General features: G+C 73.6%; 29 protein-coding genes and 1 pseudogene. 8 read left to right on the forward strand and 22 right to left on the reverse strand.

Annotation, left to right across the window (positions count from 1 at the left end; genetic code table 11):
* The first annotated feature begins 98 nt into the window (after positions 1 to 98).
* From IF02_RS0111370 to IF02_RS0111385, 4 genes are read left to right on the forward strand one after another with little or no spacing between them, the layout of a single operon-like run.
* A complete protein-coding gene (locus IF02_RS0111370; protein WP_051696173.1) occupies positions 99 to 1,568 on the forward strand; it encodes an ADP-ribosylglycohydrolase family protein in 1,470 nt (489 codons plus the stop codon).
* Positions 1,565 to 2,488, forward strand: a complete 924-nt coding sequence (gene rbsK / locus IF02_RS0111375) for a ribokinase (protein ID WP_030155897.1) — start codon at positions 1,565 to 1,567, stop codon at positions 2,486 to 2,488. Before IF02_RS0111370 ends, rbsK begins: the two co-directional genes overlap by 4 nt.
* Positions 2,485 to 3,681, forward strand: a complete 1,197-nt coding sequence (locus IF02_RS0111380; protein WP_030155899.1) for a CaiB/BaiF CoA transferase family protein — start codon at positions 2,485 to 2,487, stop codon at positions 3,679 to 3,681. Before rbsK ends, IF02_RS0111380 begins: the two co-directional genes overlap by 4 nt.
* Positions 3,678 to 4,499, forward strand: coding sequence for an HpcH/HpaI aldolase/citrate lyase family protein (locus IF02_RS0111385; RefSeq protein ID WP_030155901.1), 822 nt, complete (start codon positions 3,678 to 3,680; stop codon positions 4,497 to 4,499). Before IF02_RS0111380 ends, IF02_RS0111385 begins: the two co-directional genes overlap by 4 nt.
* Positions 4,500 to 4,574: 75 nt before the next feature.
* Here IF02_RS0111385 and lgt read toward each other — a convergent pair whose 3' ends face one another.
* The 11 genes and pseudogenes from lgt to hisI all read right to left on the reverse strand — a co-directional run bounded on the left by lgt (position 4,575) and on the right by hisI (position 13,843).
* The gene (gene lgt / locus IF02_RS0111390) at positions 4,575 to 5,639 is read right to left on the reverse strand and encodes a prolipoprotein diacylglyceryl transferase (RefSeq protein ID WP_078622031.1); all 1,065 of its coding nucleotides are present in this window, start codon (positions 5,637 to 5,639) and stop codon (positions 4,575 to 4,577) included.
* 310 nt (positions 5,640 to 5,949) lie between these two features.
* Positions 5,950 to 6,741: pseudogene (locus tag IF02_RS0111395) on the reverse strand (thioredoxin domain-containing protein); the annotation flags it as partial.
* Between the two features lie 126 nt (positions 6,742 to 6,867).
* Positions 6,868 to 7,680 carry a tryptophan synthase subunit alpha gene (trpA, locus tag IF02_RS0111400; RefSeq protein ID WP_030155907.1) on the reverse strand — a complete coding sequence of 271 codons (813 nt, stop codon included), beginning with the start codon at positions 7,678 to 7,680 and terminating at the stop codon, positions 6,868 to 6,870.
* Entirely contained in the window at positions 7,677 to 8,930 is a 1,254-nt protein-coding gene (gene trpB, locus IF02_RS0111405) for a tryptophan synthase subunit beta (protein ID WP_030155909.1), read from the reverse strand. Before trpB ends, trpA begins: the two co-directional genes overlap by 4 nt.
* Before the next feature lie 219 nt (positions 8,931 to 9,149).
* Positions 9,150 to 9,374 (reverse strand): tryptophan biosynthesis modulator TrpM, encoded by a 225-nt coding sequence (gene trpM, locus IF02_RS32355; protein ID WP_234318166.1) that lies wholly within the window; start codon positions 9,372 to 9,374, stop codon positions 9,150 to 9,152.
* 8 nt (positions 9,375 to 9,382) lie between these two features.
* Entirely contained in the window at positions 9,383 to 10,192 is an 810-nt protein-coding gene (trpC, locus tag IF02_RS0111415) for an indole-3-glycerol phosphate synthase TrpC (RefSeq protein WP_030155911.1), read from the reverse strand.
* Positions 10,193 to 10,364: 172 nt separating this feature from the next.
* Positions 10,365 to 10,889, reverse strand: coding sequence for a DUF2752 domain-containing protein (locus IF02_RS0111420; protein WP_078622033.1), 525 nt, complete (start codon positions 10,887 to 10,889; stop codon positions 10,365 to 10,367).
* Between the two features lie 61 nt (positions 10,890 to 10,950).
* Positions 10,951 to 11,202 carry an HGxxPAAW family protein gene (locus tag IF02_RS0111425; RefSeq protein WP_030155915.1) on the reverse strand — a complete coding sequence of 84 codons (252 nt, stop codon included), beginning with the start codon at positions 11,200 to 11,202 and terminating at the stop codon, positions 10,951 to 10,953.
* Positions 11,203 to 11,300: 98 nt separating this feature from the next.
* Complete coding sequence (locus IF02_RS0111430) at positions 11,301 to 11,948, reverse strand: TIGR02234 family membrane protein (RefSeq protein WP_030155918.1); 648 nt, start codon at positions 11,946 to 11,948, stop codon at positions 11,301 to 11,303.
* Positions 11,949 to 11,970: 22 nt separating this feature from the next.
* The gene (locus IF02_RS0111435) at positions 11,971 to 13,461 is read right to left on the reverse strand and encodes an anthranilate synthase component I (protein ID WP_030155920.1); all 1,491 of its coding nucleotides are present in this window, start codon (positions 13,459 to 13,461) and stop codon (positions 11,971 to 11,973) included.
* Positions 13,462 to 13,480: 19 nt separating this feature from the next.
* The gene (gene hisI / locus IF02_RS0111440; RefSeq protein WP_030155922.1) at positions 13,481 to 13,843 is read right to left on the reverse strand and encodes a phosphoribosyl-AMP cyclohydrolase; all 363 of its coding nucleotides are present in this window, start codon (positions 13,841 to 13,843) and stop codon (positions 13,481 to 13,483) included.
* 84 nt (positions 13,844 to 13,927) lie between these two features.
* Between hisI and IF02_RS0111445 the strand changes: the two genes are divergently transcribed.
* Positions 13,928 to 14,560, forward strand: a complete 633-nt coding sequence (locus tag IF02_RS0111445; protein WP_030155924.1) for a TIGR03085 family metal-binding protein — start codon at positions 13,928 to 13,930, stop codon at positions 14,558 to 14,560.
* A gap of 45 nt (positions 14,561 to 14,605) precedes the next feature.
* Here the strand turns inward: IF02_RS0111445 and hisF are convergent, their stop codons facing one another.
* The 8 genes from hisF to hisD are packed head-to-tail and all read right to left on the reverse strand — an operon-like array spanning position 14,606 to position 20,379.
* Positions 14,606 to 15,361 carry an imidazole glycerol phosphate synthase subunit HisF gene (gene hisF, locus IF02_RS0111450; protein ID WP_030155926.1) on the reverse strand — a complete coding sequence of 252 codons (756 nt, stop codon included), beginning with the start codon at positions 15,359 to 15,361 and terminating at the stop codon, positions 14,606 to 14,608.
* Positions 15,358 to 15,801, reverse strand: a complete 444-nt coding sequence (locus IF02_RS0111455; RefSeq protein WP_051696146.1) for a RidA family protein — start codon at positions 15,799 to 15,801, stop codon at positions 15,358 to 15,360. Before IF02_RS0111455 ends, hisF begins: the two co-directional genes overlap by 4 nt.
* Entirely contained in the window at positions 15,798 to 16,529 is a 732-nt protein-coding gene (priA, locus tag IF02_RS0111460) for a bifunctional 1-(5-phosphoribosyl)-5-((5-phosphoribosylamino)methylideneamino)imidazole-4-carboxamide isomerase/phosphoribosylanthranilate isomerase PriA (protein ID WP_030155930.1), read from the reverse strand. The genes IF02_RS0111455 and priA overlap by 4 nt, the downstream gene beginning before the upstream one ends.
* Entirely contained in the window at positions 16,529 to 17,179 is a 651-nt protein-coding gene (gene hisH / locus IF02_RS0111465; RefSeq protein WP_030155932.1) for an imidazole glycerol phosphate synthase subunit HisH, read from the reverse strand. The genes priA and hisH overlap by 1 nt, the downstream gene beginning before the upstream one ends.
* Complete coding sequence (locus IF02_RS35145; protein WP_030155934.1) at positions 17,176 to 17,343, reverse strand: hypothetical protein; 168 nt, start codon at positions 17,341 to 17,343, stop codon at positions 17,176 to 17,178. Before IF02_RS35145 ends, hisH begins: the two co-directional genes overlap by 4 nt.
* A 2-nt stretch (positions 17,344 to 17,345) precedes the next feature.
* Entirely contained in the window at positions 17,346 to 17,939 is a 594-nt protein-coding gene (gene hisB, locus IF02_RS0111475) for an imidazoleglycerol-phosphate dehydratase HisB (RefSeq protein ID WP_030155936.1), read from the reverse strand.
* On the reverse strand, positions 17,936 to 19,060 hold the full coding sequence (locus IF02_RS0111480; RefSeq protein ID WP_030155938.1) for a histidinol-phosphate transaminase: 1,125 nt from the start codon (positions 19,058 to 19,060) through the stop codon (positions 17,936 to 17,938). Before IF02_RS0111480 ends, hisB begins: the two co-directional genes overlap by 4 nt.
* Positions 19,057 to 20,379 (reverse strand): histidinol dehydrogenase, encoded by a 1,323-nt coding sequence (gene hisD, locus IF02_RS0111485; protein WP_030155940.1) that lies wholly within the window; start codon positions 20,377 to 20,379, stop codon positions 19,057 to 19,059. The genes IF02_RS0111480 and hisD overlap by 4 nt, the downstream gene beginning before the upstream one ends.
* A gap of 124 nt (positions 20,380 to 20,503) precedes the next feature.
* On the opposite strand from hisD, the gene IF02_RS0111490 reads away from it, so the two are divergent.
* The 3 genes from IF02_RS0111490 to ybaK all read left to right on the forward strand — a co-directional run bounded on the left by IF02_RS0111490 (position 20,504) and on the right by ybaK (position 23,413).
* A complete protein-coding gene (locus IF02_RS0111490; protein ID WP_030155942.1) occupies positions 20,504 to 22,105 on the forward strand; it encodes an oxidoreductase in 1,602 nt (533 codons plus the stop codon).
* A 62-nt stretch (positions 22,106 to 22,167) separates the two neighbouring features.
* A complete protein-coding gene (locus IF02_RS0111495) occupies positions 22,168 to 22,908 on the forward strand; it encodes an LON peptidase substrate-binding domain-containing protein (protein ID WP_030155945.1) in 741 nt (246 codons plus the stop codon).
* Between the two features lie 13 nt (positions 22,909 to 22,921).
* A complete protein-coding gene (gene ybaK, locus IF02_RS0111500; RefSeq protein WP_030155947.1) occupies positions 22,922 to 23,413 on the forward strand; it encodes a Cys-tRNA(Pro) deacylase in 492 nt (163 codons plus the stop codon).
* A 135-nt stretch (positions 23,414 to 23,548) separates the two neighbouring features.
* On the opposite strand, the gene IF02_RS0111505 is transcribed toward ybaK, so the two are convergent.
* The 3 genes from IF02_RS0111505 to IF02_RS0111515 all read right to left on the reverse strand — a co-directional run bounded on the left by IF02_RS0111505 (position 23,549) and on the right by IF02_RS0111515 (position 26,094).
* Positions 23,549 to 24,217 (reverse strand): DUF2567 domain-containing protein, encoded by a 669-nt coding sequence (locus IF02_RS0111505; protein WP_234318167.1) that lies wholly within the window; start codon positions 24,215 to 24,217, stop codon positions 23,549 to 23,551.
* Between the two features lie 66 nt (positions 24,218 to 24,283).
* On the reverse strand, positions 24,284 to 25,096 hold the full coding sequence (locus tag IF02_RS0111510) for an ABC transporter permease (protein WP_030155951.1): 813 nt from the start codon (positions 25,094 to 25,096) through the stop codon (positions 24,284 to 24,286).
* Positions 25,093 to 26,094 carry an ABC transporter ATP-binding protein gene (locus IF02_RS0111515; protein WP_051696147.1) on the reverse strand — a complete coding sequence of 334 codons (1,002 nt, stop codon included), beginning with the start codon at positions 26,092 to 26,094 and terminating at the stop codon, positions 25,093 to 25,095. Before IF02_RS0111515 ends, IF02_RS0111510 begins: the two co-directional genes overlap by 4 nt.
* Positions 26,095 to 26,107: the final 13 nt, after the last annotated feature.

A 26,107-nucleotide genomic window follows, 5' to 3' on the forward strand; every position in this document is an offset into this window, starting at 1 on the left:
GTCCCGCGCCCCGCACCGGGAGCGGCCGCGCGGCGGCTCCCCGCCCGGGCCACGGCGCGGGCACACCGACCGCCGTACGGGCGGCCCCGGGCGCGCCGATGTCCTCCGGAGGCCCTGCATCGTCCCCGGACAGCGGGCCGGCCGAGTCCGTACGGCTCACCTGGGTCCAGCCGGAGGACCTGGTCGGGCACGAGCTGCGCCAGGCCGCCGAGGACGGCCGGGACGCGGAGCCGCTGCTGCGCGTCTGGCTCGCGGCCGGCGGGCCCCCGGCGCCCGACCGGGCCGGCGCCTCGCGCGCCCCGGCCCCGCCGGAGCTGCGCGCACTGGCCTCCCGCCTGCTGGACGAGCTCGTTGCCCTCCCGTCCCCCCTGTCCCCGGACGAACCCACCCGCTGGCCCGACATCCGGGCGACCTGGCCCGGGCCCACCGTGCAGCCTGCCGACACGGCCCCCGACCACGGCGGACCCCGCCGGCCGGACCACCCGGCCCCGGCCCGCCCGACGCGGCGCCGGCCGGCCGCACTGGTGGGCCGGCTGGAAGCCGCCTGGACGGGCCGGGCCGTCGGCTGCCTGCTCGGCAAGCCCGTCGAGAAGCTGCCGCTGCACGCGATCCGGGCGCTGGGCCGGGCCGCCGGGAACTGGCCGCCGGACGACTGGTTCACCGCGCGCGGCGTGCCCGCCGAGCTGCTGGCCGCCCATCCCTGGAACCGGCGTTCCGCCGCCACCTCCCTCGCTGAGAACATCGACGGCATGCCCGAGGACGACGACCTCAACCACCCCCTCCTCGGGCTCCGGCTGCTCCAGCGCCACGGCAAGGCCTTCACCACCGCCGACCTCGGCCGGCTCTGGCTCGACGAGCTGCCCGCCGGGCGGACCTTCACCGCCGAGCGCCTCGCGTACCGCAACCTCCTCCAGGGGCTGGAGCCCCCGGCCACCGCCACCCACCACAACCCCTTCCGCGAATGGATCGGCGCCCTCATCCGGGCCGACGTCCACGGCTGGACCCACCCCGGCGACCCGGCCGCCGCCGCGGCCCAGGCGTACCGGGACGCCGCCCTCACCCACACCGGCAACGGCCTCTACGCCGCCCTCTTCGCCGCCGCCGCCATCGCCGAGGCCGCCGGCGGCCGGGCCGACGTCCACACCGCGCTCCGGGCCGGGCTGGCCGTCGTACCGCCCCGTTCGCGCCTGGCCGAGGCCGTACGCCACGCCGTCGACACCGCGCACCGGTACGCCGATTTCGACCGCGTCGTCGACCACCTCCACGAGCGGTACGGCCGCTACCACTGGGTCCACGCCGTCCCCAACACCGCCCTCATCGCCGCCGCCCTCACCCACGCGGACGGGGACTTCACCCACTCCGTCTGCCGCGCGGTGTCCGGCGGCTGGGACACCGACTCCAACGGCGCCACCGCCGGCTCGCTCGCCGCGCTCGTCGACCCGGACGGCGTCCCGCACCGCTGGTCCGCCCCCCTCAAGAACCGCCTCGCCACCACCGTCCCCGGCTTCGACGGCATCGGCTTCGACACCCTCGCCCAGCTCACCGCACAGGAGGCAGCCCGCCCATGACGGCCATCGCCGTGCTCGGCAGTACCAACATGGACCTCGTCGCCTACGTCCCCAAGGCCCCCCGGCTCGGGGAGACCGTCACCGGCCGCGAGTTCCGCACCGTCCCCGGCGGCAAAGGCGCCAACCAGGCCGTCGCCGCCGCCCGCAGCGGCGGGGAGGTGGTGATGATCGGCGCGGTCGGCGCCGACGGGTTCGGCGTACGGCTGCGCTCCGCGCTCACCGAGGCCGGGGTCGAGACGGCGGCCCTGCGCACCGTCGAGGGCGCCAGCGGCACCGCGCACATCACCGTCGACGACGAGGGCGGCAACAGCATCATCGTCATCCCCGGCGCCAACGGCGGGGTGACCGGCCTGGAGGCGGGCGACGCGGCGCGGATCGGCGCCGCCGACCTCCTGCTGCTCCAGCTCGAACTCCCCATGGAGGCCGTCCTCGCGGGCGCCTCGGCCGCCCGCGCGCAGGGGGTGCGTACGGTCCTCACCCCGGCCCCCGCCCGCATGCTGCCGCACGAACTGCTGGAGTTGGTGGACCTCCTGGTTCCCAACGAGCACGAGGCGGCGGCGCTGACCGGCTTCACCGACCCGCTGGGGGCCGCCGAGGCGCTGCTGCGCGACGTACCGGAGGTGGTGGTCACCCTCGGCGCGGCCGGAGTCCTGTACGCGGCCCGTGGGCGGGAGCCGCTGACCGTGCCCGCGCCCCGGGTCCGGGCCGTGGACACCACCGCCGCCGGTGACACCTTCGTCGGCGCGCTGGCGGTGGCCCTCGGGGAGCGGCGCCCGATGGCGGAGGCGCTGCGCTGGGCCTCGGCGGCGGCCGCGCTCTCCGTCCAGCGCCCGGGAGCCCAGGACTCGATGCCGACCCGCGCCGAGACGGACGCCTTCGCGGCGGCCGACCCCGCTCCCGTCCCCGGAGCCTCCTCGTGACCCCGGGCCAGGGGCCCCTCCAGGGAGTGCGGGTGCTGGACCTCGCCACCCTGTTCGCCGGGCCCCTCGCCGCCACCCTGCTCGGCGACTTCGGCGCCGACGTCGTCAAGGTCGAGCACCCCGTGCGCCCCGACCCCTCGCGCGGCCACGGCCCCGCCAAGGACGGCATCGGCCTGTGGTGGAAGCTCCTCGGCCGGAACAAGCGGACGATGACCCTCGACCTGTCCACCCCCGGCGGGCGCGACACCCTGCTGCGGCTGGCCGCCACCGCCGACGTGGTCATCGAGAACTTCCGCCCGGGCACCCTGGAGAAGTGGGGCCTGGGCTGGCCCGAGCTGTCCGCCGCCAACCCGCGGCTGGTCCTGGCCCGCGTCACCGCCTTCGGCCAGCAGGGCCCGTACGCCCACCGCCCCGGCTTCGGCACCCTCGCGGAGGCGATGAGCGGCTTCGCCGCGATCACCGGGGAGCCCGAAGGCCCGCCGACGCTGCCGCCCTTCGGTCTCGCCGACTCGATCGCCGCGCTGACCACCGCGTACGCCGTGATGACCGCGCTCGCCGGGCTGACGCGCACCGGACACGGGCAGGTGGTGGACCTGGCCATCATCGAGCCGATCCTGACCGTGCTGGGCCCGCACCCGCTCTGGTACGACCAGCTCGGCTACGTCCAGCCGCGCACCGGCAACCGCTCCACCAACAACGCCCCCCGGAACACCTACCGCAGCGCCGACGGCCGCTGGCTGGCGGTCTCCACCTCCGCGCAGTCCATCGCGGAGCGCGTCATGCGGCTCGTCGGCCGGCCCGAGCTGATCGCCGAGCCGTGGTTCGCGACCGGCTCCGGCCGGGCCGCGCACGCGCCCGTCCTCGACGAGGCGGTCGGCGGCTGGATCGGCCGCCACAAGGCCGACGACGTGGTCGCCGCCTTCGAGGAGGCCGAGGCCGCCGTGGCCCTGGTCTACGACGTACGGGACGTCATGGCCGATCCGCAGTTCGCGGCCCTGGACACCGTCACCGAGGTCGAGGACCCCGAACTCGGCCCGCTCCGGATGCAGAACGTCCTGTTCCGGCTGTCCGAGACCCCCGGCGGGATCCGCTGGGCGGGCCGCCCGCACGGCGCGGACACCGACGCCGTACTCACCGAACTCGGCCTGTCCGAGACCGAGATCAGCGCACTCCGGATGGAGGGGGCCCTGTGATCCTGACCTGGCTCTACGTACCCGGCGACCGCCCGGAGGTGGTCGCCAAGGCCCTGCACTCCGGGGCAGACGCCGTCATCGTCGACCTGGAGGACGCGGTGTCGGCCTCCCGCAAGGAGTACGCCCGCGCCGCCACCGCGGAACGGCTGGCCGAGCGGCCCCCGGTCCCGGTGTTCGTCCGCGTCAACGCCCTGGACTCCCCCTGGGCCGGCGCCGACCTCACCGCCCTGACCGGGCTGCACGGCCTGGCGGGGCTGCGGCTGCCGAAGATCACGGCCCCGGAGCAGATCGCCGCGGTCGCCGACCGCACCGGCGGGGTGGCCCTCCACGCCATGCTGGAGTCGGCGATGGGGGTGGAGCGCGCGTACGAGATCGCCCGCGCGCACCCCGCCCTGCGCGGGCTCTCCCTCGGCGAGGCCGACCTCGGGGCCGATCTGGGCATCAGCGCCGAGGCGGGGCTGGACTGGCCGCGCTCCCGGGTGGTGATCGCGGCCCGGGCGGCGGGGCTGGCCCCGCCCGCGCAGTCGGTCTTCCCCGACATCCGGGACCTGGAGGCGCTGGCCGTCTCCTGTGCGCGCGGACGGGCGCTGGGTCTCCTGGGCCGGGCGGCGATCCACCCGCGCCAGCTGCCGGTGATCGAGCGGGCCTACCTGCCCGGCCCGGCGGAGGTCACCGCCGCCGAGGAGATCGTCGCGGCCGCCCGCCGCACCCCGGGGGCGGTGGCCCTGCCGGACGGCCGGTTCGTCGACCCGGCGGTGCTGGCGGGTGCGGAACGGGTCGTCGCCCTCGCGCGCCGGGAGTCGCCCGTCCTCTCCTGACCCCGGGACGCACAACGGGAGGGGCGCCGCGCGGTGTGCGCGGCGCCCCTCCCGTTGTGCGTCCGGGAGACCCGGTCAGAGCTTCTTGGCGGTCTTCGGAGCCTCGGCGTCCGCCGTCCCGGCATCCTCGGTCGCGCCGTCGGAAGCGGCCTCGGCCTTCGCGTCGGCCTTCGCGTCGGTCCTGGCGTCGGCCTTGGCCTCGGCGTCCGTCTTCGGCTCGGATTCCGCGTCGCCGGACTCCTTCGCCTCGGCGGCGCCGTCCTTCGCCTCGCCCTTCGCCCCGTCCTCCGCCTTGTCCTTGATCGCGGGGTCGGACGCCGCGGGCCCGCGGTCCGGCTCCACGACCTCCTCGCGGCCCGGCCGCAGCTTCGCCGACAGCACGAGGTAGACCACGGCCAGGATGAAGACCACGATCGAGGTCCACACGTTCAGCCGGACGCCGAGGATGTGGTGGGCCTCGTCGACCCGCATGTACTCGATCCAGCCGCGGCCCACGCAGTACGCGGCCACGTACAGGGCGAACGCACGGCCGTGGCCGAGCTTGAAGCGGCGGTCGGCCCAGATCACGAGCGCGGCGACGCCGAGGCACCACAGCGACTCGTACAGGAAGGTCGGGTGGTAGGTGCCGGCGACCCGGTTGGGGCCGTCGCTGATCTCGACTGCCCAGGGCAGGTCGGTGGCCCGCCCGTACAGCTCCTGGTTGAACCAGTTGCCCCAGCGTCCGCAGGCCTGGGCCAGCGCGATACCGGGGGCCAGGGCATCGGCCCAGGCCGGCAGCGGGATGCCGCGCAGGCGGCAGCCGATCCAGGCGCCCACCGCGCCCAGCGCGATCGCGCCCCAGATGCCGAGGCCGCCCTCCCAGATCTTGAAGGCGTCGACCCAGTTGCGGCCCTCGCCGAAGTACAGCTGGTAGTCGGTGATCACGTGGTAGAGGCGACCGCCGACCAGGCCGAACGGCACCGCCCACACGGCGATGTCCGCGACGGTGCCCGGCTTTCCGCCGCGCGCGATCCACCGCTTGTTGCCGAGCCAGACGGCGACGAAGACGCCGATGATGATGCAGAACGCGTAGCCGCGCAGCGGGATCGGTCCGAGATGGATCACGCCGGTCGACGGGCTGGGGATATAGGCAAGGTTCATGGCAGAGCCGACGCTACCCTGCCGGGCGGTACGGACCGCAACCCGCCCGGCAACCTGGCGCCAAATCGAGACGGGCCCCTCAGTCCTCGCCGGCCCCCTTCGCGACCCCGGCCGAGCCGGCCCGCGATCCCGTCCCGGTGGAGGAGGACTTCGCCACGGCCGAGGAAGAGGCCGACGGCGATCCGGATCCCGCGGTCTTCGCCCCCTTCGCGGAGGCGCCCGGCGAGGCGGAGCGCGAGGACGAGGACGAGGACGACGGGGATGCGGACGGGGACGGGGACGGGGAAGACGAGGCGTTCCCGCCCCCGGTGCCCTTCGCGGCGGCCTCCACCTGCTCCTTGAGCTTCTGCGGGGTCACCGGATTGGCCTGGTCGGCGAAGATGTCCTTGCCGTTCAGCAGCACGCTCGGGGTGCCCCGGAACTTCCCGGCGCGGAAGGCCTCGTAGGACTTGTTCACCCAGCTGTTGTGCGTCCCGTCCTCGACGCACTTGCGGAACTCCGGGGTGACCAGCCCGTCCACCTTGCCGGCCAGCTCCAGCAGCTTGGCGTTGTTCCCGTACGCGTCGTCCGTCTCCGCCGGCTGGTTCTCGAACAGGACGTCGTGGTAGGCGGGGAACTTCCCGGCGTCCTGCGCGCAGGCGGCCGCGTTGGCGCCCTTCAGCGAGCCGCTGCCGCCCATGTTCCCGTCGATCAGGGTGACCAGGTGGTAGTCGACCTTGAGCAGGCCCTTGGCCTCCAGCTCGTGGATCGTGTCCCGGTAGTTGGTCTCGAACGACTTGCACGCCGGGCAGCGGAAGTCCTCCCACACCGTCAGCGTGGACTTGGCTTCGGGCTTGCCGGCCTGGATGGCGAGCGCGTCCTTGCCGGTCGCCCCGGAGGGGGCGGTCACGGGGCCCGCGGCCGCGGACTTGTCGCCCTTGCCGGTGTTGGCCGCGATCAGGCCGACGACGGCCGCCAGGCCGAGGACGCCGACCACGGCCGACGCCACGACGATGGTCCGCCGCCGCTTCTCCCTCTTCTTCTCGCGCTCGCGCTCCACCTGGAGCCGCTCGCGGGCCGATCGTTTCGCATCGCGGTTCGCACCGTCGTTCTTCTCGCTCACGTTCGGCCAAACGAAGCGGGGAGGCACTCGCGTGCCTCCCCGCTCCCACTTCCACCCGATCGGGCTACAGAACCCGCTCAGGGGTTCGCGCCGGCGATCGAACGCACGGGTCCGCCGACGGGCTCGTCAGCCCCTGCGGACGCCTTCCGCGAGCTCGCCCGCCAGCGCCCGTACGGCGGCCAGCCCGGCCGGCAGGTCCGGCGCGTCCAGCAGCAGCTTCACGAAGGCCGAGCCGACGATCACCCCGTCGGCGAAGCCCGCGACCTCCTTGGCCTGCACGGCGTTCGAGACGCCGAGCCCGACACAGACCGGGATCTCGGTGGTGGCACGCGTACGGCGGACCAGCTCCTGGGCCTCGTTGCCGACCGATTCGCGGGTGCCGGTGACCCCCATCAGCGAGGCGGCGTAGACGAAACCGGAACCGGCGGCCGTGATGGTCGCCAGGCGCTCGTCCTTGCTGCTCGGAGCGACGACGAAGACGGTCGCCAGACCGTGCTTGTCGGCGTGCTCGCGCCACGTCGCGGACTCCTGGACCGGCAGGTCGGGCAGGATGCAGCCCGCGCCGCCCGCCGCGGCCAGCTCGGTGGCGAACCGCTCCACGCCGTAGCGGTCGATCGGGTTCCAGTACGTCATCACCAGGACCGGCGCCCCGGTCGCCGCGTGGGCCTCGCGCACGGTGCGCAGCACGTCGGCGATCTTGACGCCGCCGCGCAGGGCGATGTCGTCGGCGGTCTGGATGACCGCGCCGTCCAGGACCGGGTCGCTGTGCGGAAGGCCGACCTCGACCACGTCCGCGCCGCCCGCGATGACGGCCTTGACGGCCTCGATGCCGCCGTCGACGGTCGGGAAGCCGGCCGGGAGGTAGGCGACCAGGGCCGCACGGTCCTCGGACTTGGCCTTCGCGAGGGTGGCCGAGAGGAGTTCGATGTTGCCGCTCACTTGGTCTCCCCCTCGGAGGCGTCGGTGTCGTACAGGTGGAAGTAGCGGGCCGCCGTGTCCATGTCCTTGTCGCCGCGGCCGGACAGGTTGACCACGATCAGCCCGTCCTTGCCCAGCTCCTTGCCCAGGTCGAGGGCGCCCGCCAGCGCGTGCGCCGACTCGATCGCCGGGATGATGCCCTCCGTACGGGAGAGCAGGCGCAGGGCCTGCATCGCGGCGTCGTCGGTGACCGCGCGGTACTCGCCGCGCCCGCTGTCCTTGAGGTACGAGTGCTCCGGGCCGATGCCCGGGTAGTCCAGGCCGGCCGAGATCGAGTACGGCTCGGTGATCTGGCCCTCCTCGTCCTGGAGGACGTAGGAGCGGGAGCCGTGCAGGATCCCGGGCTCGCCGGCGGTCAGCGTGGCCGCGTGCTCGCCGGTCTCGACGCCGTGCCCGGCGGGCTCGAAGCCGACCAGGCGGACCCCGGCGTCCGGGATGAAGGCGTGGAAGAGGCCGATGGCGTTGGAGCCGCCGCCGACGCAGGCCGCGACGGCGTCCGGCAGCCGGCCGGTGCGTTCCAGGATCTGGCGGCGGGCCTCGACGCCGATGACCCGGTGGAAGTCGCGGACCATGGCCGGGAAGGGGTGCGGGCCGGCGACGGTGCCGAAGAGGTAGTGGGTGCGGTCCACGTTGGCGACCCAGTCGCGGAACGCCTCGTTGATGGCGTCCTTGAGGGTCCGGGAGCCGGACTTCACGGCGATGACCTCGGCGCCCAGCATCCGCATCCGGGCCACGTTCAGGGCCTGGCGCTGGGTGTCGATCTCGCCCATGTAGACGGTGCACTCGAGGCCGAAGAGGGCGCAGGCGGTGGCGGTGGCCACGCCGTGCTGGCCGGCTCCGGTCTCGGCGATGACGCGGGTCTTGCCCATGCGCTTGGTGAGCAGCGCCTGGCCCAGCACGTTGTTGATCTTGTGCGAGCCGGTGTGGTTGAGGTCCTCGCGCTTGAGGAAGATCCGGGCGCCGCCGGCGTGTTCGGCGAACCGCGGCACCTCGGTGAGGGCGCTGGGCCGGCCGGTGTAGTTGACCATCAGGTCGTTGAGCTCGGCCGCGAAGGCCGGGTCGCCCTTGGCCTTCTCGTACTCGACGGCGACCTCGTCCACGGCGGCGACGAGCGCCTCCGGGATGAACTTGCCGCCGAAGTCGCCGAAGTAACCCTCGGCGTTGGGGACGTGACCCTCCGGGTCCGGAATGAAGAACGAGCTGCTGGACATGTCCAGTACTCCTACGGGTGCGATGGGATGGGTGCACCGTATTGCGCCGCGGGCCCGCCGCACGCGCACCCCGCTGGGGGTGGGATGCGTACGGGCGCAGCGGCCCGCGCCCGGAGCCGGCGGCCCGGGACGACGGACCGTAAGCGAGCACCGCGCGGGGCGGTACGCCGGCACCGTCGGAGCGGTGGCGTCAGGCGTACCGGACCCGGGAGGCCCTCGTTACAGCGCGCCTGCGGTGCGCCATCGCATGCCGTTGACCTGACCGGGCTCGGAGCCGATCACGTACCGGACCCGCCGCCCGTGCACCCGCCGGGCCGGGGCGCGGCAGCCGCGGGGGCGGCAGCCGCGCGCCAGGGGCGCGTACGCCGTCGGCACGCCGACCGGGCCGCGGCGAGCTGCCTGCGGCACGTGCGGCGTGCGGACGGAGGGGCGGTCGAGGGCCATGGGACGGGTCAGCTCCGTCCGTGGCGCAGGGCGGGGTGGGCGCCGGCGGCGACGAGGTCGGCCACGGCCGCCTTCGGGTCGCGTCCGGTGACCAGGGACTCCCCGACGAGGACGGCGTCGGCGCCCTCGTTGGCGTAGGCGATCAGGTCGTGCGGCCCGCGGATGCCGGACTCGGCAACCTTGACGATGTGGGCCGGGATCTCGCCGACGACGCGCTCGAAGGTGGAGCGGTCGACCTTGAGGTCCTTGAGGTTGCGGGCGTTGACGCCGATGATCTTGGCGCCGGCCGCAACCGCGCGCTCGACCTCGTCCTCGTCGTGGACCTCGACGAGCGGGGTGAGGCCGATGGACTCGGCCCGCTCGATCAGGGAGACGAGGGCCTCCTGCTCCAGGGCCGCGACGATCAGCAGCGCGAGGTCGGCGCCGTAGGCGCGGGCCTCCCACAGCTGGTACGCCGTGACGATGAAGTCCTTGCGCAGGATCGGGATGTCCACGCGTGCGCGGACGGCCTCCAGGTCGGCCAGCGAGCCGCCGAAACGACGCTGCTCGGTGAGGACGGAGATGACCGCCGCACCGCCCGCCTCGTAGTCGGCGGCGAGTCCGGCCGGATCCGCGATCGCGGCCAGCGCGCCCTTGGAGGGGCTGGAGCGCTTGACCTCGCAGATCACCTTGACGCCGTCGCCGCGCAGGGCCGCGACGCCGTCCTTGGCCTGGGGCGCCTTGGCGGCACGCTCCTTGAGCTCGTCGAGGCTCACGCGGGCCTGCCGTTCGGCAAGGTCTTCGCGGACCCCTTCGATGATCTCGTCGAGCACACTCACGCGAGCGGCCCCCTTCCGGGTCGATGACGGTCGGCCGCCTTGCAGACACGTACAACTGCAAGGTCAGCAATCAAATGGTATCCGCAGGAGGCCTTGCCCTCCGCACGCGGTTGACGGCGTCCCATGGAATGGACATTCGGAATCCGGGATTCATAAGGGAATCCCCCGGTCCTCACGGGGCCAGTGCGGCTCCGAACGGCAGGTTTCGGACCACGACGAAGACCAGGGCCAGCACGCCGATGGCCCACCAGTACGGCCGCCGCAGGGCAAAACGCGGGGTCGGACCGCCGCGACAGGCGCGAACCAGCCACAGGATCATGAATCCGGCGAAGACGAAGTAGCCGACGACGGCCAGGGCATTTGCTCCCAAAGCGGTGATCAGGTCGCCCTGGGCGAACGCGTGCGCGCTGCGCAGACCACCGCATCCGGGGCACAGGATTCCGGTCAAGCGGAATAGCGGGCAGACCGGATAGTGGCCGGGTTCATTGGGATCCACGGTGCCCACGTACGCAAACGCCAGGGCCGCCGCGGCCAGCGTGAGCCCCGGCGCGGCCAGCCGCCGGACGCGGCTCTGCGCGGGCGCGGGCGGCACCGGCACCGGGACCGGCACCGGCGCGGGCGCGGGCGGCACGGGCGGCTGCGCGGGCGCGGCGGAGGGGCTGTGAGGGGCGTCCACGCGCTGATTCTCTCCGCTCATGACAAAAGGCGCAGCCCAGCGGGGCCGCGCCTTTCGAAACCGTTCACCGGTGCTCGCCCGGTCAGACCTTGGCGGCGGCCTTGTTGGCGGCGATGACCACGGCCAGGTCCTGGTGGGCGGCCTTCGGCGCACCCATGCCCGCGGCCTTCATCGCCAGACCGACCACACCGCCGAGCGCGACGACGACGAGACCGGCCCAGAACCCGATCGGGTTGGCGATCACCATGAAGGCGCCGGAGATGCAGAAACCGATGAAGGCGATGATGACACCGGTCCAGGCGGCCGGGGTGTGTCCGTGGCTAGTGCCCGCCATGAGTTGCTCCTCGTTTGCTCTGTCGCAGGGTGATTCAGAAGACACGGCTTGTGCCGAATGCTCAGTGCTCATTGTCCCGCACCGGGCGCGGTGCATGGTCAGCGGGTCGGGTCCTCGCCGCGGTCCAGGGCCTTCCACAGGTCCTCGGGCCGGTCGGGGTCCACCGCCGCCGGTTTGCGGGTACGGGGGCTGCCGTCCCGCTCGTAGCGGCCGCCCATCGCGGGCCAGCCGCTGCCGAACCGCAGCGCCAGCAGTCCGGCGACCAGGATCAGGGCCGCGCCGGCGGCCGTGACGTACGGCCACGCCGTATGGGTCAGCGCCCCCACCTGCGCCGCCGTGTCCGCCGTCGTACGGGCGGCCTGCGCGTCCAGCGCCTGCCGGTCGTCGGCGCCCAGTACGGCGGCCAGCGCCGCGCCCAGGCCGCTCAGCGCCAGCAGCCCGGAGACCAGCAGCCGGCTCCTGCCGCGTACGGCGAACACGGCCACCAGAGCCGCGAGGCCCACGATGGCCAGGGCCGCCGGCAGCCCGGTGACGGCCCGCCCGTCCGCGGTGAGCGGCAGCGAGCCGCCCCCGACGGCGGCGGTGCCCCGGGCCCAGACGCGGCCGGAGGCGAGCAGGACGACGGTGGCGCCGAGCGCGCCGAGCAGCAGGGCGACGGCCACGCTGCGGCGGCCGCCGCGACCGTCCGGGGCCTCGGGAGCGGCGGGGGCGTCGGCGTCGGTTCGGGGTGGGGGTACGGCACTCACGTACCCACTATCCCCTACCCGGTCACGAGCCGTTCAGCCGGTTCGCCGCTCCCACCGCGCGCAGTACGGCGGCCGCCTTGTTGCGGCACTCCCTGTCCTCCAGCTCGGGCACCGAATCCGCGACGACTCCGGCGCCCGCCTGGACGTACGCCGTGCCGTCGCGCAGCAGCGCCGTGCGGATGGCGATGGCCGTGTCGGAGTCACCGGCGAAGTCGAGGTAGCCCACGCAGCCGCCGTACAGGCCGCGCCGGGAGGGCTCCAGCTCCTCGATGATCTGCATGGCGCGCGGCTTGGGCGCGCCCGAGAGGGTGCCCGCCGGGAAGCAGGCGGTCAGCACGTCGAAGGCGGTGCGGCCCTCGGCGACCCGGCCGGTGACGGTGGAGACGATGTGCATGACGTGCGAGTACCGCTCGATCGACATGAAGTCGACGACCTCGACCGATCCCGGCTCGCAGACCCGGCCCAGGTCGTTGCGGCCCAGGTCGACGAGCATCAGGTGCTCGGCGCGCTCCTTGGGGTCGGCCAGCAGCTCCTCGGCGAGCTCGTGGTCCTCCTGCGGCGTGGCCCCGCGGTGGCGGGTGCCGGCGATCGGGTGGACCATGGCCCGGCCGTCCTCGACCTTGACCAGGGCCTCGGGGCTGGACCCGACGACGTCGAAGCCGTTCTCGAAGCGGAACAGGTACATGTACGGGGACGGGTTGGTGGCCCGCAGCACCCGGTAGACGTCCAGCGCGGAGGCCTTGCAGGGGGTCTCGAACCGCTGCGAGGGCACCACCTGGAAGGCCTCGCCGGCCCGGATCCGCTCCTTGATGTCCTCGACGGCCTCCTGGTACTTCTCCCCGCCCCACAGCGCCGAGAACTCCGGCAACTCGGAGGCGGGCAGCGGGGTGGGCGTGTACGGGGCGGGCCGCGCGAGGTCGGCCTCCATCGCGTCGAGCCGGGCCACCGCGTCCGCGTACGCCTCGTCCACGCCGGTGTCGAGGTCGTTGTGGTTGATGGCGTTGGCGATGAGCTGGACCGTGCCGTCCCAGTGGTCCATGACCGCCAGGTCCGAGGTGAGCAGCATGGTCAGCTCGGGCAGCCGCAGGTCGTCGGAGGTGTGCTCGCCGATGCGTTCCAGGCGGCGCACGATGTCGTAGCCGAGGTAGCCGACCATGCCGCCGGTGAAGGGCGGCATGCCCGCGGCGAGGTCGCGGGGGGTGTGCAGGGCCTGGACGGTGGCGCGCAGGGCGTCGAGCGGGTCGCCGTCGGTGGGGACGCCGACGGGCGGGGTCCCGATCCAGTGCGCGCGGCCGTCGCGGACGGTCAGCGTGGAGGCGCTGCGGACGCCGACGAAGGAGTAGCGGGACCAGGAGCGGCCGTTCTCGGCGGACTCCAGGAGGAAGGTGCCCGGGCGTTCGGCGGCCAGCTTGCGGTAGAGCCCGACGGGGGTGTCACCGTCGGCCAGGAGCTTGCGGCTCACGGGGATGACGCGGCGGTCCGCCGCGAGCTTGCGGAACGTCTCAAGATCCATGGGGTGGGACCCTACCTACCTATTCGGCCAGCGGAAGGACATCGGCGTCGAAGCACGTACGGGCGCCCGTGTGGCAGGCGGCGCCGACCTGGTCGACCTTGACCAGGAGGGTGTCGGCGTCGCAGTCGAGGGCGACGGACTTCACGTGCTGGAAGTGGCCGGACGTATCCCCCTTCACCCAGTACTCCTGGCGGCTGCGGGACCAGTACGTGCAGCGGCCGGTGGTCAGGGTGCGGTGCAAGGCCTCGTCGTCCATCCAGCCGAGCATGAGCACCTCACCGGTGTCGTACTGCTGGGCGATGGCCGGGACCAGACCGTCGGCGGAGCGCTTGAGCCGGGCGGCGATGGCGGGATCGAGGGAGGACGTACTCATGGGGGACATTGTGCCGCGCCCGGAGGGCCGTGACCGATCACCGTCCGCCTGATGAGCGGGCAAAGCACGGCTTCCGGTCGTAGGGTGGCCCCCATGTCTACCCATGCGAAGCGCGAACGCCTGCTGCTGGCGGACCTGTTGGAGGCCGTGGGGCCCGAGGCGCCGACGCTGTGCGACGGCTGGCGGGCCCGGGAACTGGCGGCGCACGTGGTGGTCCGGGAGCGCCGCCCGGACGCGGCGGGCGGCCTGCTCCTGAACGTCCTGAAGGACCGGCTGGACAAGGCGATGGCCGAGTACACGGCCAAGCCCTACGAGGAACTGATCCAGCTGATCCGGACCGGCCCGCCGAAGATGTCCCTGTACGCGCTGAAGCAGATCGACGAGGCGGCCAACGCGGTGGAGTTCTACGTCCACGCCGAGGACGTACGGCGCGCCCAGCCCGACTGGTCGCCGCGCACGCTGGACCCGGTGTTCTCGGACGCCCTGTGGGCGCGCCTGGAGAAGCTGGCCCGGCTGACGGGCCGCCGCTCACCGGTGGGCCTGGTGCTGCGCCGCCCGAACGGCCAGACGGCGGTGGCGCACAAGGGCACCCCGGTGGTGACGGTCACCGGCGAGCCGGGCGAACTGACCCTCTTCTGCTTCGGCCGCCAGGACGCGGCCGCGGTGGAACTGGACGGCCCGAAGGAGGCCGTCGCCAAGCTGACGGTGGCCAAGCTCGGCATTTAGACACGGCCTGGGGGTGCCCGGCGATCAGGCCGGACACCCCTCAGGTCAGCGGACCGGGTGGCCAGCCTCGCGCAGGGCGCCCTTGACCTGGCCGATCCGCAGATCGCCGAAGTGGAACACCGAGGCGGCGAGCACCGCGTCGGCGCCGGCCGCGATCGCCGGGGCGAAGTGCTCCAGCCGCCCGGCGCCGCCCGAGGCGATCACCGGCACCGTGACGTGCTTGCGCACGGCCGCGATCATCTCGGTGTCGTACCCGTCCTTCGTGCCGTCCGCGTCCATCGAGTTCAGCAGGATCTCCCCGGCGCCGAGCTCGGCCGCCCGGTGCGCCCACTCGATCGCGTCCATGCCGGTGCCCTGGCGGCCACCGTGCGTGGTGACCTCGAAGGAGCCGGTGGCGGTGCGCCGGGCGTCCACGGACAGCACGAGCACCTGCCGCCCGAAGCGCTCCGCGATCTCCCGGATCAGCTCGGGCCGCGCGATGGCGGCGGTGTTCACGCCGACCTTGTCCGCGCCGGCCCGCAGCAGCTTGTCCACGTCCTCCGCGGTGCGGACGCCGCCGCCCACGGTCAGCGGGATGAACACCTGCTCGGCGGTCCGCCGGACCACGTCGTACGTGGTCTCGCGGTTCCCGGACGACGCGGTGATGTCGAGGAAGGTCAGCTCGTCGGCGCCCTCGGCGTCGTACAGCTTGGCCATCTCCACCGGGTCGCCGGCGTCCCGCAGGTTCTGGAAGTTGACGCCCTTGACGACGCGGCCGTTGTCCACGTCGAGGCAGGGGATCACTCGTACGGCGAGGGTCATGCGGATGCCTCCTGCACCGGGCCGTACGCCTCGACCTCGACCTCGACGACCATGCTGGGGTCGACGAAGCCGGAGACGATGATCATGGATGCGGCGGGGCGGACGGAGTCGAACAGCTCCTTGTGGGCGCGGCCCACGTCCTCCACGTCCCGGGCGTGCGTGAGGTACATCCGGGTGCGGACCACGTGCTCGGGGCCGAGACCGGCCTGGGCGAGGGCCTTGAAGGCGACGCCGAAGGCGCCCACGGCCTGGTCGTACGGGCCGTTGGCGTCGGCGGCGGTGCAGCCGGAGACCAGGACGAGGCCGTTCGGGAGCTGCACGGCGCGCGAGTAGCCGATGACGTCCTCGTAGGCGCCGCCGGAGGAGATGCGGCGCACTTCGCCGGCGCCGGAGCCCGGGCCGGAGACCGGGCCGGAGCCGAAGTCGGAGGAGCTGCTCATGCGGAGACCACCTTCAGGGCTTCTTCCAGGGTGAAGGCCTTCGCGTACAGGGCCTTGCCGACGATCGCGCCCTCGACGCCCTGCGGCACCAGCCCGGACAGCGCCCGCAGGTCGTCCAGCGAGGAGATGCCGCCGGAGGCCACGACCGGCCGGTCGGTGGCGGCGCAGACGTTCTTCAGCAGTTCCAGGTTGGGCCCGGTCAGCGTGCCGTCCTTGCCGATGTCGGTGACGACGTACCGGGCGCAGCCCTCGGAGTCCAGGCGCGCGAGGGTCTCGTAGAGGTCCCCGCCCTCGCTGGTCCAGCCGCGGCCCTTGAGCGTCGTACCGCGTACGTCGAGCCCGACCGCGATCCTGTCGCCGTGCTCGGCGATGGCCTTGGCGGCCCACTCGGGGGTCTCCAGGGCGGCGGTGCCGAGGTTGACGCGGGTGCAGCCGGTGGCGAGGGCCGCGGCGAGCGAGGCGTCGTCGCGGATGCCGCCGGACAGCTCGACCTTGATGTCCATGGCGCCGGTGATCTCGGCGACGAGCGCGCGGTTGTCGCCGGTGCCGAAGGCGGCGTCGAGGTCGACGAGGTGGAGCCACTCGGCGCCGGAGGCCTGCCAGGCGAGGGCGGCCTGGAGCGGGGACCCGTAGGAGGTCTCGCTGCCGGACACGCCGTGCACGAGGCGGACGGCCTGGCCGTCACGGACGTCGACGGCAGGCAGCAGTTCGAGCTTGCTGGCGGTCATCAGAGGGTCTCGATCCAGTTGGTGAGGAGCTGGGCGCCGGCGTCGCCGGACTTCTCGGGGTGGAACTGGGTCGCCCACAGGGCCCCGTTCTCCACCGCCGCGACGAAGGGCTCGCCGTGGGTGGCCCAGGTGACCTTGGGGGCGCGGATCACCGGGTTGGTGACCTCCAGGCTCCAGTCGCGCACGGCGTACGAGTGCACGAAGTAGAAGCGGGCCTCGTCGTCCAGGCCCTTGAAGGCCTGGCTGTCGGCGGGGGCGTCCACGGTGTTCCAGCCCATGTGGGGCACGATCGGGGCGCGCAGCGGCTCGACGGTGCCGGGCCACTCGTCGAGGCCCTCCGTCTCCACGCCGTGCTCGATGCCGCGCTCGAAGAGGATCTGCATGCCGACGCAGATGCCCATGACCGGCCGCCCGCCGGAGAGCCGGCGGCCGATGATCCAGTCGCCGCGGGCGTCCTTGAGCCCCTGCATGCAGGCCGAGAAGGCCCCGACACCGGGCACGAGCAGCCCGTCGGCGTCCATGGCCTTGTCGTAGTCGCGGGTGATCTCGACGTCCGCCCCGACCCGCGCCAGCGCGCGCTCGGCGGAACGTACGTTTCCGAAGCCGTAGTCGAAGACCACGACCGTCTTGGTCGGACGGGCTGCGCTCATTCCCAAATTCCCTGGATTCGCAGGACTCCGGCGGCGAGGCACATCGCGGAGCCGATGGCGAGCAGGATGACGACCGATGCGGGCATCTTCTGCTTCTGGAAGGAGTAGACGCCGCCGGCCAGGAAGAGGCCGACGACGATCAGGATGGTGTTCAGGCCGTTCACGGCTAGAGGGCGCCCTTCGTGGAGGGCAGGATTCCGGCGGCGCGCGGGTCGAACTCGGCGGCGTAGCGCAGGGCGCGGGCCAGGGCCTTGAACTGGCACTCCACGATGTGGTGGGCGTTGCGGCCGTACGGGACGTGGATGTGCAGGGCGATCTGGGCCTGGGCGACGAAGGACTCGAAGATGTGCCGGGTCATCGTCGTGTCGTACTCGCCGATCATCGGCGCCATGTTCTCGGGCTCGGTGTGCACGAGGTACGGGCGGCCGGACAGGTCGACGGTCACCTGGGCGAGGGACTCGTCGAGCGGCACCGTGCAGTTGCCGAAGCGGTAGATGCCGACCTTGTCGCCGAGGGCCTGCTTGAAGGCGGCGCCGAGCGCGAGCGCGGTGTCCTCGATGGTGTGGTGACTGTCGATGTGCAGGTCGCCGTCCGTCTTGACCGTGAGGTCGAAGAGGCCGTGGCGGCCGAGCTGGTCGAGCATGTGGTCGTAGAAGCCCACGCCCGTCGAGACGTCGACCTTGCCGGTGCCGTCGAGGTTTATCTCGACGAGGACCGAGGTCTCCTTCGTGGTCCGTTCGACCCGTCCGATGCGGCTCATGCGTGCTGCTCCTTCTTCAGTGCGCGAACCGCTTCCAGGAACGCGTCGTTCTCGGCCGGGGTGCCGGCGGTGACCCGCAGCCAGCCCGGTACGCCGTTGTCCCTGACCAGGACACCCTGGTCGAGGATCTTCTGCCAGGCGGTGTGCGAGTCCTCGAACTTCCCGAACTGGATGAAGTTCGCGTCGGACTCGGTGACCTCGTACCCGATGGCCCGCAGCTCGGTGACCAGGCGGTCCCGCTCGGCCTTGAGCTGTTCGACGTAGCCGAGCAGGGTGTCGGTGTGCTCCAGGGCGGCCAGCGCGGTCGCCTGGGTGACGGCCGACAGGTGGTACGGCAGGCGTACGAGCTGGACGGCGTCGACCACGGCCGGGTGCGCGGCCAGGTAGCCCAGGCGCAGCCCGGCGGCGCCGAAGGCCTTGGACATGGTCCGGGAGACCACCAGGTTCGGCCGGCCCTCGATCAGCGGCAGGAGCGAGTCCCGGTGGCTGAACTCCACGTACGCCTCGTCCACGACGACGAGGGAGGGCTTGGCCGCCTGCGCGGCCTCGTAGAGCGCGAGGACGGTCTCCGCCTCGACCGCGGTACCCGTGGGGTTGTTGGGCGAGGTGATGAAGACGACGTCGGGTGCGTTCTCGGCGATGGCCTGCTCGGCCGCCTCCACGTCGATGGTGAAGTCCTCGCGGCGCGGGCCGGAGATCCAGCCCGTTCCGGTGCCGCGCGCGATCAGCGCGTGCATGGAGTACGAGGGCTCGAAGCCGATCGCGGTCCGCCCGGGCCCGCCGAAGGTCTGCAGCAGCTGCTGGATGACCTCGTTGGAGCCGTTGGCGGCCCATACGTTCTCCATCGCGACCGGGTGCTTGCCGGTGCGGGTGAGGTACGCGGCCAGCTCGGTCCGCAGCTCGACCGCGTCCCGGTCGGGGTAGCGGTTGAGGGTGCGGGCGGCCGCGGCGACTCGCTCGGCGATGCGCTGCACCAGCTCCTCGGGGAGCTCGTACGGGTTCTCGTTGGTGTTCAGCTGGACGGGCACGTCGAGCTGCGGGGCGCCGTACGGGGTCTTGCCGCGCAGCTCGTCCCGGATGGGGAGTTCGTCCCAGGGGGACAGGGAGTTGTTGCCGGTCATGCCTGCGGGACCTTCCAGCCGAAGCGCGCCTTGAGGGCCGCGCCGTGCGCCGGCAGGTCCTCGGCCTCGGCCAGCGTCACCACGTGGTGGGTGACCTCGGCGAGGGCGTCGCGCGTGTAGTCGACGATGTGGATGCCGCGCAGGAAGGACTGCACGGACAGGCCGGAGGAGTGGCAGGCGCAGCCGCCGGTGGGGAGCACGTGGTTCGACCCGGCGCAGTAGTCGCCGAGCGAGACGGGGGCCCACGGGCCGACGAAGATCGCGCCGGCGTTGCGTACGCGGGCGGCCCAGGCCGCGGCGTCGGCGGTCTGGATCTCCAGGTGCTCGGCGCCGTACGCGTCGACGACCTTGAGGCCGTCCTCCAGGCTGTCGACCAGCACGATCGCGGACTGCTTGCCCGCGAGCGCCGGCTTGATCCGGTCCTCGACGTGCTTGGTGGCCGCGACCTGCGGCTCCAGCTCCTTCTCGACGGCGTCCGCGAGCTCGGCGCAGTCCGTGACGAGCACGGCGGCGGCGAGCGGGTCGTGCTCGGCCTGGCTGATCAGGTCGGCGGCGACGTGCACCGGGTCGGCCGTGGAGTCCGCGAGGACCGCGATCTCGGTCGGGCCGGCCTCGGTGTCGATGCCGATCTTCCCGGTGAAGTAGCGCTTGGCGGCGGCGACCCAGATGTTGCCGGGGCCGGTGACCATGTTGACCGGGAGGCAGTCCTCCGTGCCGTACGCGAACATCGCGACGGCGACGGCCCCGCCGGCCGCGTACACCTCGTCCACGCCGAGCAGCGCGCACGCGGCGAGGATCGTCGGGTGCGGAAGGCCCCCGAATTCCTTCTGCGGCGGGGACGCGAGCGCGATCGACTCGACGCCCGCCTCCTGCGCCGGTACGACGTTCATGACGACGGAGGACGGGTACACGGAGCGGCCGCCCGGGGCGTACAGGCCCACGCGCTCGACCGGAACCCACTTCTCGGTCACGGTTCCGCCGGGAACCACCTGGGTGGTGTGTTCGCTGCGGCGCTGCTCGCGGTGGACGATCCGGGCGCGCCGGATCGACTCCTCCAGCGCGGCGCGGACGGCCGGGTCGAGCTCGGCGAGGGCGGTCTTGAGCGCCTCGGCGGGGACCCTGACCTGCTCCAGGGTGACGCCGTCGAACTTCTGCGCGTACTCGATCAACGCCGCCGTTCCGCGATGATGGACGTCCTCGCAGATGGGCCGCACCTTCTCCAGGGCGGCTTCCACGTCGAACTCGGCACGGGGCAGCAGATCGCGCAGGGCGCCGCCCTCGGGGAGGGCGTCACCGCGCAGGTCGATACGAGAGATCACCTCCCAATTCTCTCAGACCGTCTCCCGCCACCGTTCGCCCGTATCACTGGCTGATACACGCCCCGGATGTCACTGGCGCCCACTAGCGTTCCCTTACACGTATCCACAGCGGAGGGGGGCCGCCATGGCGGAGCCACGGGCGGGCGAGGAGCCCGCGGATCTCACCGATCCCGAGCGCCGCATGTGGCAGGCGTACCGGACGGGCAGTGTCTGCGATCTCAGCGCCCGCGCCGCCAACGAGGACGATCCGCACGACAGCGGGCGGACCTGGGGCGCCGGGCGCAGCGTGCGCGCGCAGGTGGTGGCGCTGCTGCTGCTCCACGGGCCGCCGCCGGTCCCGGGCCGGGTGGCGGCGCTGAAGCTGCGCGGCGTACGGATCACGGGGCGGCTCGATCTGTCGGGCGGGACGGTGCAGCCGTACGTCGAACTCCAGTCCTGTCGCTTCGACAGTGAGATCCAGCTGTCCGAGACCCGGTTCATCACCCTGCGCATGATCAACTGCGCGATACCGCGGCTGGACGCCTCCCGGCTGCACACCGAGGGCGATCTGCACCTGCCGCGCTGCCGCGTGGCCCGCGGGATCCGGCTGACCGACGCCCAGATAGGCACCGACCTGCTGATCAGCCAGGCCGTCGTGCGGCGGGACAACAAGGGCCGGGCCATCGCCGCGGACGGGATGTCGGTCGCGCAGGACTTCCAGGGCGAGCTGCTGGAGACGGACGGGGAGGTGAGCCTGCGCGGCGCGAAGGTCGGCGTGTCGATGAACCTGCGCGGGGCGCGGCTGCGCAACCCGCACGGGCGGCGCGCGCTGAACGCCCCGCAGCTGACCGTCGAGCGGACCCTGTACCTGACCTCGATCGCCATCGACTACGTCCTCGGCGACTCCGGCTCCTCCACTCCCCCGTACGGGCTCGGCCAGACGCCCACGCGCGGGCAGCGGGCCCAGCGCTTCGAATGCCGGGGCGGGCTGCGCCTGGACGACGGCCGCTTCGGCGACGCGGTCGACTTCTACGGCGCCCGGTTCGTCCTCGCCGAGGAGCAGGAGGTCTCGCTGCGCCGGATCCAGACGCCGGAGCTGCGGTTCGTCGGGGAGCGGCCGGAGCGGGGGCGGGTGGTGCTGTCGGGGGCGAAGGTGGTCAAGCTGGTCGACACCTCCACCAGCTGGCCCGGCCCCGGCGGGGTGTCGATGGAGGGGTTCGCGTACGAGAACCTCGCGCCCCGCGGCCACTTCCCGCTGGCCCGCCGGCTGGACTGGGTAGCGGCGGCCACTCCCGAGTACTCGCCGGAGCCGTACGAGCGGCTGGCCTCCGTACTGCGCGCCAGCGGCGAGGACGCGGACGCCCGCGAGGTGCTGCTGGCCAAGCAGCGGCGGCGCCGGGCCACCCTGCCGCCGGCGCTCAAGGCCTGGGGGTACCTCCAGGACTGGACGGTGGCCTACGGGTACCGGCCCGGCCGGGCCGCGCTGTGGATGGCGGTGCTGTGGGCGGCGGGCGCCCTGCTCTTCTCCCGGCACCAGCCGCCGCCGATCAAGGCGGACGAGCACCCGCACTGGGACGCGTCGCTCTACGCGCTGGACCTGCTGCTCCCGGTGATCGATCTCGGTCAGGACGGCCAGTGGAAGGTGGAGGGCGGCTGGCAGTGGGGCTCGGCGGCGCTGGTCCTGCTGGGCTGGACCCTGGCGACGACGGTGGCGGCGGGAGCGTCGCGGCTGCTGCGGCGGGGGTGACCGGGCAGAGCGGGAACAACGGAGGTGACAGGCCCTGGCCCCCGGCCACTACCCTGTGCCTCGTGACCTCCGTTCGCCTTCCCCTCTTCCCGCTGAACTCGGTGCTGTTCCCGGGACTCGTCCTCCCGCTGAACGTCTTCGAGGAGCGTTATCGCGCCATGATGCGCGAGCTGCTGAAGACGGGCGAGGACGAGCCGCGCCGCTTCGCGGTCGTCGCGATCCGCGACGGCCGGGAGGTCGCGCCGACCGCGCCGGGCCTGCCGGACCAGACGGCGCTGCCCGAGCGGGGCCCGACGGCGGGCTTCGGCCCGGACCCCGTCCAGGCCTTCCACCGGGTGGGCTGCATCGCGGACGCGGCGACGATCCGGGAGCGGGAGGACGGCAGCTTCGAGGTCCTGGCCACCGGTACGGCGCGGGTGCGCCTGCTGTCGGTGGACGCCTCGGGCCCGTACCTGGTCGCGGAGCTGGAGGAGCTCCCGGAGGACTCGGGCGACGGGGCGGGCGCGCTGGCGGAGGGGGTCCTGCGGGCCTTCCGGAACTACCAGAAGCGGCTGGCCGGGGCCCGGGAGCGGTCCCTGACCTCGGGCGCGGACCTGCCGGACGAGCCGTCGGTGGTCTCGTACCTGGTGGCGGCGGCGGCCGTACTGGACATCCCGGCGAAGCAGCGGCTGCTGCAGGCGCCGGACACCGCGACGCGGCTCGCGGAGGAACTGAAGCTGCTGCGCGCGGAGACGGCGGTCATCCGCCACCTGCCGTCGCTGCCGGCGGTGGACCTGACGCGCGCGCCGACGAGCCCGAACTGATGGCGAAGGACTGATGGCGAAGAAGAAGGCCCCGGCGGGGACGCCGGCGATCGCGGCCCTGACCTCCGCGCAGGCGGAGTTCACGGTGCACGCGTACGAGCACGACCCGGCGCACCCCTCGTACGGCGAGGAGGCGGCGCAGGCGATGGGGGTCTCCCCGGACCGGGTCTTCAAGACGCTGGTCGCGGAGGTGGACGGCGTGCTGACGGTGGCGGTGGTCCCGGTGTCGGGAAGCCTGGACCTGAAGGCGCTGGCGACCGCGGTCGCCGGGAAGCGGGCGGCGATGGCCGATCCGGCGCTGGCGGAACGGACGACGGGCTACGTGCGCGGCGGCATCTCCCCGCTGGGCCAGCGCAAGCGGCTCCGCACGGTGGTGGACGAGTCGGCGACGGCGCACACCACGATCTGTATCTCGGCCGGCCGCCGGGGCCTGGAGGTGGAAATCCCGCCCGCCACCCTGACGGCTTTGACCGGCGCCACCCTGGCCCCCATCGGCCGTCCGTAGCCACTGCGCCTCGAACGCCGGCGGGGCTGATTTCCGCCCGTCCGGCGTTTGAGGCGCAGGTCCGGGCGGAGCCCGGTGAACGGGGAGAAGGGCGGGGAGGGGCAAGCCCCGCGCAGCGGCCCACCCCCCTCGCGGTCAGGCTCGCGGGGGCTCCGGCGCGGACGGGTCCGCCGGGGCCGGGGCAGGAGCCCCGTGGACGTGGGCAGGGGGGTAGACCCCCCACTCGGGGTCGGACGGGTCCGGGTCGTGCGGGGTCCACACGGCCGTCAGGCCGAGGTGGACGGCCACGGCGACCATCGGCCAGACCAGCAGCACCCCCTGCGCCAGCAACTGGAGCGGCGCATCGAACGGCGTCCCCTTGCCCGCCTTCACCGCGGCGGCGGCCACGTCCGAGGACGGCCCCAGCCACAGCCCCATCCGCCATCCCACCAGTGCGGCGAAGCAGGATCCGATCGCCAGCCCGACGACGAGCAGGACACCGCCCCGGCGCCGCCACAGGAACACGAGCACCGCGCTCAGCACGCCGAATCCCACCGACAGCAGGAAGAACGTCCCGTCGGACCCGATCCGGGCCTCGCTCTCGGAGTTCCGCAGGAAGACGGCTTCGCCGTTCGAGACGTACTGCGCCTTCGGCGCCAGCCACGCCCACAGCACTCCGAGCAGCACACCGGCCACCCCGATCACCAGGGCCACGGCGGCCCCGTCGCGGATGTCCGCCGGGGTGATGCCGCCGGCGGAGCCGCTCCGCTTCTCGGGCGGCAGCGGCGGTTCGTGCGGGGAGGGCGTGGTCACGGCTTCGGTCACCCCCACATCGTGCCAGGTGCCGACGGCGTCGACATCAGCAGGACCGCCCTGCGGCGACCGGCCGCTTCAGCGCACGGCCGCCCGCCGGTACGCCCACGTCGCCAGGGCCAGCGAGAGCACGCCCACCGCCCCGCACACCCCGAGGTCCAGCCCGACCGCCGCCCAGTCCGGATGCGGGGCGAAGGTCCGCGCGAACGCCTCCACCCCGTACGTGGACGGCAGCAGGTCCCGCGCCCACACGATCACCTCCGGCATCCGCTCCGGCGGCAGCACCCCCAGCAGCAGCGCCGCCGACATGCCGAGCTGTCCGGCCAGCGTGGCCAGCTCCTGGCGCGGCGCCAGCAGCCCGAGCGCCGCCCCCAGTCCGGCCAGCGCGGCACCGGCCAGCGGCACCACCGCGGCCAGGATCCACAGCCCGCCCATCGGCAGCCCGAACAGCAGGCATCCGAACACCGCCGTGACCAGCGTGCCCGGCAGCGTGAAGGAGGCGTACGCGGCGGCCGCGCCCAGCACCACCGAGGCGGGCGGCACGGGCAGCGTGGCGTAGTGGTCCAGCCCGCCGCTGGCCCGCAGCTGCCCGAAGTACTGGGCGAGCAGGTTCAGCGCGACGAACGCGACGACCAGGACGGACGAGCCCGCGACGACGGCCCGGGCCTCCGAGCCCCCGTCCACCACGCCCCGCATCAGGATCATGATCCCGACGGACTGGAAGGTGGCCACGAACAGCAGCGGGATACGGGACACCCGGGCCCGGGACAGCTGCGCCCGGTACACGGCGGCCAGCGCGGGGAACAGCCGCGCCTGCGGTGCGAGCACCCCGACAGGGGTGGGACCGGCGACAGCGGCGCCGGCAGCGGTGCCGACGGCAGTCGTGCTCACGACTTCACCAGACCCTTCGCGGTACGCCCGCCCAGCGCGAGGTAGACGTCCTCCAGGCTCGGAGTCGCCAGCGTGAAGTCGTCGAGGGCGGCGAAGGCGGGCCCGCCGGTCACCGCCGCCACCGCCGCGCGCGCTTCGTCGGGCGCCAGCCGCAGCACCCACCGGCGCCCGGCCTCGGCGGCCGCCGGCGCGAGCGCCGCGACCTCCGGCACCTCCAGCGGCGGCGCGGTGCGCCACACCAGCTCCAGCCGGACCTCGCCGGAGACCCGCGCCTTCAGCCCGGCCGGGGAGTCGCAGGCGATGACCCGGCCCTGGTCGATGACGGCGACCCGGTCCAGGACCGTCTCGGCCTCGATGACGTTGTGCGTGACGAGCAGGACGGTGGCCCCGTGCCGGGCGCGCCGCCGGTCCACGGCGGCCCACACGGCCCGCCGGGCCACGGGGTCCATGCCGGTGGTGGGCTCGTCGAGGACCAGCACCGGCCGCTCCCCGACCAGCGCGGCGGCGAAGCAGGCGAGGCGCCGCTGCCCGCCGGAGAGCTTCTTCAGGGGCCGCCCGGCGATCGCGGTCAGCCCGAGTTCCTCCAGTACGGCGTCCCGCTCGGCCCGCGCCGCCCGTACGCCGAGCCCGCGCAGCCGTCCCGTGGTCTCGGCGGCCAGCGCCACCGTGAGCTCGTCGAGGGCGGTGGACTCCTGCCCCAGGTAGGCGAGCAGCCGGGCCGCCCGCTCGGGGTGGCGTACGAGGTCGTGGCCGAGCAGGGTCACGGAGCCGGAGTCGGGCCGCATCAGGCCGGTGAGCTGGCGGACCAGGGTGGACTTGCCGGCGCCGTTGGGGCCGAGCAGGCCGAAGATCTCGCCGCGCCGGACGTCCAGGCAGACCCCGTCGGTGGCCCGGGTCTCGGGCAGGGCGGGGGCCCCGCGCCGGCCCCGTACCGCGGGGTACGTCTTGACCAGGTCACGCACCGCGCAGACCACGTCCGAGGCCGCGTCCGCGGCCACTGCCGTGTTCGGT

Origin of the sequence: Streptomyces sp. NRRL S-244 (genome assembly GCF_000717915.1) — a bacterium.
In the GTDB taxonomy this organism is placed as follows: Bacteria; Actinomycetota; Actinomycetes; order Streptomycetales; family Streptomycetaceae; genus Streptomyces.

Bases quoted from the DNA above. Each gene is read 5' to 3' on its own strand.
- priA (WP_030155930.1), bottom strand. From the start codon at position 16,529: ATGACCGCCAGCAAGCTCGAACTGCTGCCTGCCGTCGACGTCCGTGAC.
- IF02_RS0111455 (WP_051696146.1), bottom strand. From the start codon at position 15,801: ATGAGCAGCTCCTCCGACTTCGGCTCCGGCCCGGTCTCCGGCCCGGGC.
- rbsK (WP_030155897.1), top strand. From the start codon at position 1,565: ATGACGGCCATCGCCGTGCTCGGCAGTACCAACATGGACCTCGTCGCC.
- IF02_RS0111490 (WP_030155942.1), top strand. From the start codon at position 20,504: ATGGCGGAGCCACGGGCGGGCGAGGAGCCCGCGGATCTCACCGATCCC.
- IF02_RS0111425 (WP_030155915.1), bottom strand. From the start codon at position 11,202: ATGGCGGGCACTAGCCACGGACACACCCCGGCCGCCTGGACCGGTGTC.
- trpB (WP_030155909.1), bottom strand. From the start codon at position 8,930: ATGTCCAGCAGCTCGTTCTTCATTCCGGACCCGGAGGGTCACGTCCCC.
- IF02_RS0111480 (WP_030155938.1), bottom strand. From the start codon at position 19,060: ATGACCGGCAACAACTCCCTGTCCCCCTGGGACGAACTCCCCATCCGG.
- hisI (WP_030155922.1), bottom strand. From the start codon at position 13,843: ATGTCCCCCATGAGTACGTCCTCCCTCGATCCCGCCATCGCCGCCCGG.
- hisF (WP_030155926.1), bottom strand. From the start codon at position 15,361: ATGACCCTCGCCGTACGAGTGATCCCCTGCCTCGACGTGGACAACGGC.
- trpM (WP_234318166.1), bottom strand. From the start codon at position 9,374: ATGGCCCTCGACCGCCCCTCCGTCCGCACGCCGCACGTGCCGCAGGCA.
- IF02_RS0111445 (WP_030155924.1), top strand. From the start codon at position 13,928: ATGTCTACCCATGCGAAGCGCGAACGCCTGCTGCTGGCGGACCTGTTG.
- IF02_RS0111370 (WP_051696173.1), top strand. From the start codon at position 99: ATGTCCTCCGGAGGCCCTGCATCGTCCCCGGACAGCGGGCCGGCCGAG.
- IF02_RS0111420 (WP_078622033.1), bottom strand. From the start codon at position 10,889: ATGAGCGGAGAGAATCAGCGCGTGGACGCCCCTCACAGCCCCTCCGCC.
- hisH (WP_030155932.1), bottom strand. From the start codon at position 17,179: ATGAGCGCAGCCCGTCCGACCAAGACGGTCGTGGTCTTCGACTACGGC.
- IF02_RS0111435 (WP_030155920.1), bottom strand. From the start codon at position 13,461: ATGGATCTTGAGACGTTCCGCAAGCTCGCGGCGGACCGCCGCGTCATC.
- hisB (WP_030155936.1), bottom strand. From the start codon at position 17,939: ATGAGCCGCATCGGACGGGTCGAACGGACCACGAAGGAGACCTCGGTC.
- lgt (WP_078622031.1), bottom strand. From the start codon at position 5,639: ATGAACCTTGCCTATATCCCCAGCCCGTCGACCGGCGTGATCCATCTC.
- ybaK (WP_030155947.1), top strand. From the start codon at position 22,922: ATGGCGAAGAAGAAGGCCCCGGCGGGGACGCCGGCGATCGCGGCCCTG.